This window comes from Streptosporangium sp. NPDC006013 (genome assembly GCF_040614275.1).
GTDB lineage: Bacteria > Actinomycetota > Actinomycetes > Streptosporangiales > Streptosporangiaceae > Streptosporangium.
Window position 1 is genome coordinate 1 of the sequence record NZ_JBEXUE010000382.1, and the last position, 9,937, is coordinate 9,937.

A 9,937-nucleotide genomic window follows, 5' to 3' on the forward strand; every position below is an offset into this window, starting at 1 on the left:
CTGACGCCGAAACGCTCAAGGCGGAGATCCCCGATGACGACGAGGACCAACTCAAGGCCCGGCTTCTCACAGTCACCGATCACGTCACCGACCTCCGACACCACGGCCGGCTCGCCGGGAACGGCGCGCGCCCGCTCGGCGAACAGCTCGTGCACGCACCGCGCGGGGGTGTCGTGGGCCGTGTCGTTCCACTCCACCAGCATCCGGCGCCGTTCGCGCCGGGTCTGCGAGGGCAGCGACCCGATGGTCCGTTCCGGGTCGGCCGCGATCTCCTCCAGCAGCGCGGCCAGGTTCTCGCCGAGCCGCCGTACGGTCGCGGCCTCGAACAGCGCCCCGTCGTGGAGCAGCACGAAGGACAGTTCCTCGCCCGGATAGACGACCAGGTTGAGGGGGTGGCCGTTCACCTCGGCGGCGTCGACGTCCCGCAGCCGCACGCCGGCGGCGCCGGCCGGGGCGTGGTCGATCGGGTAGTTCTCGAAGACCACGACGCTATCGAAGAGCTGGGCGCCGGGTCGCAGCTCGCTCCAGGAGCGCACCCGGGGCAGCGACACGGAGTCGTGCTCGCGCGCCCGCGCCTGCTCCTCCTGCAGCTCGCGCAGCCACGGCAGCAGGGCGCGGCTCTCGTCCACGGCGATCCGGACCGGCAGCGTCTCGATGAATATGCCGATCATGGACTCCGCGCCGGTCAGGTCCGCGGGACGGCCGGAGACCGTCGCGCCGAAGCAGACGTCCGGCTCGCCGCCGTAGCGGGAGAGCAGGATCCCCCAGGCTCCCTGCAGGAGGGTGTTGAGCGTGAGCCGGCCGTTCCTGGCGTGTTCGGCGAGCCGCCGCGAGACCGAGGCCGGCAGCTTCACGTTCACCCGGCCTGCCGCCCTGGGCCGGTGGTCCGGTGCGGGCGGCCGGTCGTACGGCAGGGGCGTCGGCTCCGTGAACCCGGCGAGCGCCTCGCGCCAGTACGCCTCGGCGTCGGTGTCGTCCAGGCCGAGCAGCCACTCGACGTGGTCGCGGAAGGGGCGGCGGGCCGCCGGCCGCCAGTCCCGCCCCTCGCGGCGCGCGGCGTAACAGGAGAGCACGTCCGCGAGCAGCCGGTGGACGCTCCACCCGTCCAGCAGGATGTGGTGCAGGGTCCAGACGACCCGCACCCGGGTGTCGTCGAGCCGGATGATCGCCAGCCGGGTGGGCGGGGACGCGGCGAGGTCCAGCCCGGCCTGCCGGTCCCGCGCGAGCAGCCGTTCCAGCTCCGCTCCCTGCTCCTCCTCCGGCAGGTCCCGCCAGTCGTGATGGGCGATCGGCAGCCGGGCCTTCCGGTGGACCACCTGGAGCGGGTGGTCGAGCCCCTCCCAGGCGATGGAGGTGCGCAGCACCGGGGTCCGCTCCGCGACGAGCCGCCACGCCTCGCCGAGCGCCTCGGGGGCGGCCACCCCTTCGACCACCATCTCGAACCGGGCCGTGTAGACGTCGGAGTCGGGTGCCATCAGGCAGTCGAAGAGCATGCCGCTCTGGGTGGGGGTGAGGGGGTAGACGTCCGCCACCGTGCGGCCGGTGCCGACCAGCGCGTCGAGGCTCGCCTGGTCCAGACGGGCCAGCGGGAAGTCCGAGGGGGTGCGGCCGCCCGCGCCCGGCTCCGCGCAGTGCCCGACGATCCGCTCCACGGTCGCGGCGAACTCGTGGGCCAGGCGCTCGACGGTGGCGGGCTCGTGCAGGTTCGGCGAGTAGTACCAGGTGACCTGGAGCCGTCCGGACCTGATGGAGCCGACGACGTCGAGCACGTGCGGCCGGTTGTCGCGCGGATCCTGGAACAGCTCGATGCCGGAGATCTCCCGGTAGAGGCCCCCGTCCCCGGCCTCGGTGTCGAACCGGCCGAGGTAGTTGAGGCAGATCTGCGGGACGGGATCGCCGGCGAGCGCGGACCCGTCCCGGTAGCGCAGCGCGCCGTACCCCAGGCCGCGCCGGGGAACCGCCCGCACCTGCTCCTTGACCGACTTGAGGAGGCCGCCCAGATCCTGTCCGCGGGGGACGTCCAGTGCCAGGGGGAAGTAGCTGGTGAACCACCCGACCGTGCGCGTGAGGTCCACGTCGGGGAAGATCTCCTCCCGTCCGTGGCCCTCCAGACCGAGCAGGACGCGGTCGCGCCCGGCCCATCCGGACACGACCCGGGCCAGGGCGGCCAGCAGCACGTCGGTGATCTCGGTGCGGTAGACGTCGGGAACCTCGCGGAGCAGGGCCCGGGTGGTGGTCTCGTCGAGTTCGACGGACACCTCGCGGACGCTCTCCACGGTGTTCGGGCCCTGCTCGCCGAGGGGCCCGCCGAGGGGCCCGTTGACGGGTCCGTCGAGGGGCAGGGCCGCCGCGGCCCCGGCACGGCTCACCTTCGCCCAGTGGCCGAGCTCGTCGTCGAAGCCCCCGGCCTGGACGTGCCCGGCCAGGCGGAGGCTCCAGTCCTGGAACGAGGTCGTCCTGGGCCCGAGGTCGACGCTCTCTCCCTGAAGGATCTGCCGGTACGCGGTGCGCAGGTCCTCCAGTAGGATGCGCCACGACACGCCGTCCACCACGAGGTGGTGCGCGGTCAGCAGCAGCCGCGGCCCACGGCCGGTGCTGAGCAGTACCGCCGCGATCAGCGGCCCGTCGCCGAAGTCGACACGGGCCTGCGCGGCCGCCGTCTCCCGCTCGACGGCGGCGTCGAGTTCGGCGTCGGCGACGCCGGACAGGTCGGCCCTGCGCAGGATCACCTCCTCCCCCGCCGGCACGACGCGCTGCGACCACTCTCCCCGAGTGACCTCGAAGCGCGACCGCAACGCGTCGTGCCGCTCGACCAGTGCCGCGACCGCCGCCCGCAGGGCCGTCTCGTCGACGTCGTCCGCCAGTTCCACGGTGACGAACTGGTTGAAGACCTCGGGAACCGTGAACCTCTCGAAGAGGAAGTGCTGGATGGGGGTCAGCGGCGCCCGGCCGCCCGGCCCCGTGCTCCCGGGGCTCCCGGGGCTCCCGGGGCTTCGCACCTCGGTCACGTGAGGGCTCAGCGCCGCGATCGTCTGCCAGCGGAACAGGTCCCTGGAGGTGAGCCGCAGCCCCGCCCCCCGCGCCCTGGAGGTGAGCTGGATGGCGAGGATGGAGTCGCCGCCGAGGGCGAAGAAACCGTCCTCGACACCGACCCGGTCGACGCCCAGCACCTCGGCCCAGATCCCGGCCAGCTCCCGCTGCACCGAGTCGCCCGGCGGGACGTACCCGCCGTCTGAGTCCCGCGGGGCACCGGGAGCCGGCAGGGCGGCGCGGTCCACCTTGCCCCGCACGGTCAGTGGGAACTCCTCCAGGACGACGATCGCGGCGGGCACCATGTGGTCCGGCAGCACCGTGCCCGCGAAGGCTCGCAGGTCGGCGGGATCCGGCTCCGCGTCACCGGCGGGGACCACGTATCCGGTCAGCGCCAGGCGCTCGTGGCCAGGCCTGGCCTCGGTGGCCACGACGACGGCCCCGGCCACGTCCGGGTGGCTCTGCAGCGCGCTCTCGATCTCCCCCGGCTCCACCCGGAAGCCGCGGATCTTCACCTGCTGGTCGGTGCGGCCGAGATACTCCAGCTCCCCTCCGGGCAGCCGGCGGACGAGGTCCCCGGTGCGGTACATCCGGCCGCCCGGGGCTCCGAACGGGTCGGCGACGAACCGCTCGGCGGTCAGGTCCGGCCGGTTCAGGTAGCCCCTGGCGAGCCCGGCGCCCGCGAGGTACAGCTCACCGGCGACCCCCACGGGCACCGGGTTGGCGTAGCCGTCCAGGACGTACGCGGCGGTGTTGGCGACGGGCGAGCCGATGGGGGGCAGCCCCCCGGCCCGGCCGGCGTCCTGCCAGGTGACGTCGCCCGCGGTGGCGACGACCGTGGCCTCGGTGGGACCGTAGTTGTTGACCAGCCGGTACGGCGTCCCGGGGCGCGGGCGGCGGCGGAGCACGTCCCCGCCGGTCAGGATCGCGCGCAGTCCGGTGGCGGCGAATCCGGGCTCGTCCAGGACGGAGTCCAGCCGGGGCGTGGGCAGGAAGCAGATCGTGGTGCCCATCCTGGCGAACCAGTCCACCAGCGCGGCGGAATCGTCCAGCGTCTCCCGGTCGGGCAGGGCCACCCGGGCTCCGGCGCAGAGGTAGGGCCACACCTCCCACACGGCGGCGTCGAATCCCAGCGACGCGACCTGCGAGGCCCGGTCCTCACTGACCACCTCGAACTCCGCCACATGCCAGGCGCACAGGTCGGACAGGTTCCGGTGCTCGACCATCACGCCCTTGGGACGGCCCGAGGAACCGGAGGTGTAGACGATGTAGGCCAGGTCCCCGCCGGCCACGGCGATGTCCGGTTCGGTGACCGCCTGGCGGGTTTCGCCGGGGTCGCCCGCGTCCAGCGGCACGACCATGGCGTCCAGGCCGCGGGCCCGGCCCTCCGTCGCGCGATCGACCAGCACGACCGGCGCGCCGGTGTCGGCCACCACGTAGGCCAGCCGCGCGTGTGGGGTGTCCGGGTCGAGCGGCACGTACGCGCCCCCGGCCTTCAGCACGCCGAGGAGCCCCGCCACCAGCTCGGGGCCGCGCTCCGCGCACGCCACGACGGGCACGTCAGGACCCACGCCGAGGGCGCGCAGGCGGTGGGCCACCCGGTTGGCGCGCTCGTCCAGCTCGGCGTAGGTCCACCCTCGCTCCCCGCACTCCAGCGCGACGGCGTCCGGCGCCCGCCGGACCCGCTCGGCGAACAGGCGGTGCACGGGGAGGTCCGCGCGGAGGTCCCTGATCTGGCCGTTCCATCCGGCCAGGGACCGCCGCTCGGCCTCGGTCAGCAGGGGCAGCCGGGCGAGCGGCCGGTCGGGGGCCTCGGCCACCGCGGCCAGCAGGACCTCCAGATGACCGGCCATCCGCTCGGCCGTCTCCCGGTCGAACAGGTCGGTGCTGTACTCGACCATCACGTCCAGCGCCCCGTCGCGCTCGACGAACTCCAGGGTGAGGTCGAAGATCGCCGACACGTGCGGGAGCCGGAAACCCTCGGTGCGCGCGCCGGTGAACTCCAGCGGCCTCTCCGGTACGTTCTGCAGCGCCACCATCGCCTGGACCAGCGGGGTCCGGCTCGGGTCACGGCCGTCGCTCAGCTCGTCCACCAGGCGTTCGAACGGGACGTCCTGGTTGCCGAAGGCACCGAGCACGGTCTCGCGCACCCGGCCGAGGAAGTCGGTGAAGGACAGGTTCCCGTCGACCGCCGACCGGAGCACCAGGGTGTTGATGAAGCAGCCGACGAGCGGTTCCAGCTCGGGGCGGTCGCGCCCGGAGATGGGGGTGCCGACCGCGATGTCCCGCTGGGAGGAGTAGCGGGCGAGCAGTACCTGGCAGGCGGCGACCAGCGTCATGAACAGCGTGGCGTCGTTGCGCGCGGCGAGCCCGTTGAGCGCCGCGGTGAGCTCGGGGGGCAGGGTGAAGCGGTGTGCCGCTCCGGCGGAGGAGCGCACCGCCGGGCGCGGCCGGTCGGTGGGCAGTTCGAGGGGTGACAGACCGGCCAGTTGTTCCCGCCAGTAGCCGAGCTGGTCCCGCATGGCCTCTTCCGTCCAGCGTTCGCGCTGCCAGACGGCGTAGTCGGCGTACTGCACGGCCAGCGGTGCCAGCTCGGCCCGGCCGCCCTCCCTGGCGGCGCCGTACAGCCTGCTCAGCTCGTCGGCGAGCACGTTCATGGACCAGGCGTCGATCACCGAGTGGTGCACGGCCAGCACCAGCAGATGCTCGCGTTCGGCACGGCGCAGCAGCGTCATCCGCAGCACGGGGCCGCGTCCCAGGTCGAACGGGAGGCTCACCTCCCGGCGCAGCAGGCGCTCCAGTTCCTCCTCGCCGAGCCCGGAGGCGTCCACGACGGTCAGCGGGACCTGAAGGCCCTTTGCGGGGTGGACGACCTGGACCGGCTCGCCGCCGGTCGAGGAGATGGTCGTCCGCAGCGACTCGTGCCGGGCGACGAACTCGCGCAGGGCCGACTCCAGCGCGGCGGGGTCGAGCTCGCCGAGCAGCCGGTAGCCGAACCGGACGTTGTAGTCGGCGGCCTCGGGGTCGAACTCGTGGAAGAACCAGAACCGCCGCTGCGCGAAGGAGAGCGGCAGGTCCCCGGTGCGGGGCACGGGCACGACGGCACCGTCGGTCCCAGTGCCGGTCCCGGTGGCGGCCGGGGTGACCGACGCCGCCAGCGCGGCGATCGTGCGCAGCTTGAAGATGGCACGGGCGGGAAGCTCGGCGCCGAGTGCCGCCCTGATCCGCGGGAGCACCCGGAAGGCGAGCAGGGAGTTCCCGCCGAGCTCGAAGAAGTCGTCCTCGACACCGACCCGGTCGACGCCCAGTACCTCGGCCCAGATGCCGGCGATCGCCCTCTCCGCGTCGTTGCGCGGGGTTCCGTAACCGGCGTCCGTGCCGTCCTGCCGGGCCGGCGCGGGCAGTGCCCCGCGGTCGAGCTTGCCGCTGGCCGCCAGCGGCAGCCGGTCCAGGGTGTGGAACACCGAGGGGATCATGTGCTCGGGCAGTGTCCGGGCCAGGAACTCGCGGAGTTCCGCCGCCGCCGGGGCCGCCTCGCCTGCCGGGACGAGATAGGCCAGCAGGCGCGTGTCCCCCGAGCCCTCACCGGAGGGCACCACGGCGACCTGGGCGATCGCGGGATGTCCGGCCAGCGCCGACTCGACCTCGCCCGGCTCGACGCGATAGCCCCGGATCTTGACCTGGTCGTCGGTGCGCCCCAGGTATTCCAGATCCCCTCCCGGCAGGCGCCGCACCAGGTCCCCGGTGCGGTACATCCGCTCGCCCGGCCCACCGTACGGGTCGGCGACGAAGCGCTCGGCGGTCGCTCCCGGCCTGCCGTGGTAGCCGCGGGCCAGCCCGGCGCCCGCCACGTACAGCTCTCCGGGGACACCCTCCGGGACGGGTCGCAGGGATCGGTCCAGTGCGTAGGCGCGGGTGCCGCGCATCGGGCGGCCGATCGCGACGGGTCCCCGGAGGGGCCCCGCCTCCGGCTCGACCCGGAAGGAGACGCAGCCGACCGTCGCCTCGGTCGGGCCGTACTCGTTGACCACCGCCACCCCGGGGTGCCGTGCCCGCCACCGGTCGAGCACCTCGCCCTGGAGTGCCTCCCCGCCGATCACCAGTTCCGCCGTCGGCGAGCGGTCCTCCGGCAGGTTCTCCAGGATCGGCAGGTGACTGGGGGTGATCTTCAGGAACGACGGCCGGTCTCCGGAGCCGCCGGGACGGCCGTCGTCCAGCTCGCCGACCTCGATCCGGCCACCCGCGGCGAGGGTGCCCCACAGCGCGGTCACCGTCAGGTCGAAAGACGTCGACGAGTGCAGCAGCGCGACCCCCGCCAGCGCCGGGTAGTCGCGCTCGCAGCAGGCCAGGTAGCTCGCGAGCTGCCGCCGCTCGACCAGCACGCCCTTGGGGCGGCCCGTGGAGCCGGAGGTGTAGATCGCGTACGCCAGGTTCATCGGGCCCGCCCGGCGGTCGGGCTCGGTGACCGGCCGGTCCGCGATCATCGGCCCCTCGTCGTCCAGGCAGACCACCCGCGCGGCCGTCGCGGGCAGCCGAGCTCGCAGGTGTGCCTGGGTCACGACGGCGGCCGCGCCCGCGTCGCCGATGGCGAAGGCCAGGCGGCCGGCCGGGTTGTCCGGGTCCAGCGGCAGATAGGCGCCGCCGGCCTTGAGCACTCCCAGTAGCGCCACGACGAGTTCCACGCCGCGCTCCGCGAAGACGCCGACGAGCGTGTCCGGGCCGACGCCGCAGGCGCGAAGGTGGTGCGCGAGCTGGTTGGCCCGCGCGTCGAGCCGCCCGTAGTCGAGCGACTCCCCGTCCGAGGCGACGGCCGTCGCCTCGGGGGCGCGGCGCACCCGCTCGGCGAACAGTTCGAGCAGGCACCGGTCCCCCGGTGACTCCGTGCCTTCACCGAACGGCGGTGTGGCGGCGCCCTCGGGCGCGGGTACGGACGATGCGTCGGGGGTCACGCTGACTCCTGCCTTCGAGGACGTGTCCGATGACGGTTCGGCTAGTAGATGACACGGGAGGAGGCGCTCAGCCTGAACTCCCGGGACTTGCGCAGGTCCCTCGCCACGTTCAGACGGCGCAGCCAGCGGTCCGTCCCGTCGAAGCGCGCGCTGAAGGGGCTGCGCCCGTGGACGGCCTTGTAGTTGTCGATGAGGCAGATGTCACCCGGCTTGAGGACGACCCCGGTCATCGCGGAATCCAGCGCCGTCCCGAATGCGGCAAGCGCTTTACCCGCGTTCTCTTCCTGGATCCCGCCCATGTAGTGCGGGTCGATGCGGATATATGGGTCGTCAGGGTCGCCGAAAAGGACCGCAACAGGCTCAGGAGTGTCCAGCGCCAGGTCGACCTGCCGGTAACTGCGTTTCCGTAGATCCGCGACCTTCGCATCCTCGCCGGTCACCGCGGCCCGATTCGCCGGGCGGTGCGAGTCGTCCGGAAGAATATAGAAGCGTTCCTGTGACAGAATGGCTTTGACATCATCGTCGATACGCACGTCGGAAACGTCGGCATAGGTCGTCTCGACCTTGTCGGGATTGCGCAGGCACATCAGGCCGAGATAGTCGGTGCGCAACGGGTGGAAGGCGTCCTCGGTGTGCCAGACAAGCGTTTCCTCGCTGCTCCAGCCGATCTGCTCGTGTTCGTAGCCCTTGATCGGGAAGACGTCGTGCATGATGTAGCCGCCCTGCTGCGTGGCCCATCCGATGGGGTCTCCCAGCAGGGACGCGATGAGGAAGAACGCGATGTCGTGCCCGATGGTGGGCGAGGGCACCGGCTTGTTCTTCCAGTCCGCGGGGGTCGGGCCGATCCTCGCGTCGTCCACCGGAAGCCCGGAGATCAGCAGGATTCCGGACGGCTCCGCGAGGCGGAACTCGTTGAGCGCCCTGCGGAGACGTCGCGGAAGTTCCTCGGCATACGTCCGGCTCTCGCGCTGGAAATCAGCGGACTCGACGGTCTGGTAACGCTGGGAGAGGTCCCGGACGATTTCCTCGATCACCATGACGTCGTCGTCCAGCAGATGTAATGCCAGCACAATTAACTCCCTCTGCCAACGGCAATCGGTTCCTGGGAATCACCGTGGCCGGGGCGGCCATTCGTCCCCGGCCCTAATCGAGCCTCCGGCATGACGGGGGGCGGGTTCAACGTCTTTGACTTAGGGGCTAAACAGCGCAGTCAGAGCGGGCTTCGTGCTAACGTCGTATGTGGTTCTAATCCTCCGGACCGACCTTTTCCATGTCGCCGCCCTGTCGATCCGCCGACGCGGGACACCGTAGGTCAGGCACCTCCGGAGCCGAGGCCGTCGCCTTCTCGGCCGGCCGTTTCCCAGAACGCCATCGGCAGCATTAGGGAGAACTACATTGCGCCTATCGGGCCTCACCCGGGTGACCAGCGCCGCCGCGCATCTGCAGGTCTTCGCGATATCCGGGATCAGTGCGGTGCTGTTGACCAGGGCCTATCTCCAACGGGCCGGTTATCCCCAGCTAGGCGGAGGGAGCCTGCACATCGCCCACGTCCTGTGGGGCGGCCTGCTGATGACGGTGGGCATGGGCATCACGCTCGCGTTCCTCGGCCAGGCCGCGCGGACCTGGGGTGCCGTCCTCGGCGGGGTCGGGTTCGGGCTGTTCGTCGATGAGGTCGGCAAGTTCGTCACCCAGACGACCGACTACTTCTACCGGCCGGCCGCGGGGATCATCTACCTGGTCTTCGCCCTCCTGGTCGTGCTCTCCCAGTGGTTGAAGGGCCGGACCGACTTCTCCCAGCGCGAGCGCACGGCCAACGCCGTCTACGCGGCACTCGTCGGGGTGACCTCGGGGCTGACCGTGGAGCAGCGGCACGCCGCCGTGCGACTGGTCCAGGGCTCCGACGACGCGCTCGACGCGGCGGCGGTCCGGTTGCTGGGCATGGTCCCGGCCCGGGAGAC

At 72.4% G+C, this 9,937-nt stretch carries 3 protein-coding genes; 1 reads left to right on the forward strand and 2 read right to left on the reverse strand.

Going from position 1 to position 9,937, the window contains the following annotated elements; all coding sequences use genetic code 11:
- Positions 1 to 7,979, reverse strand: a 7,979-nt coding sequence (locus tag ABZ260_RS38345) for an amino acid adenylation domain-containing protein (RefSeq protein WP_355627277.1), incomplete at its 3' end; no start/stop codon positions are given.
- A gap of 41 nt (positions 7,980 to 8,020) precedes the next feature.
- Complete coding sequence (gntD, locus tag ABZ260_RS38350) at positions 8,021 to 9,049, reverse strand: guanitoxin biosynthesis L-enduracididine beta-hydroxylase GntD (RefSeq protein ID WP_355627279.1); 1,029 nt, start codon at positions 9,047 to 9,049, stop codon at positions 8,021 to 8,023.
- A 325-nt stretch (positions 9,050 to 9,374) separates the two neighbouring features.
- Here gntD and ABZ260_RS38355 point away from each other — a divergent pair.
- On the forward strand, positions 9,375 to 9,937 hold a 563-nt coding region (locus ABZ260_RS38355), incomplete at its 3' end, for a hypothetical protein (RefSeq protein WP_355627281.1).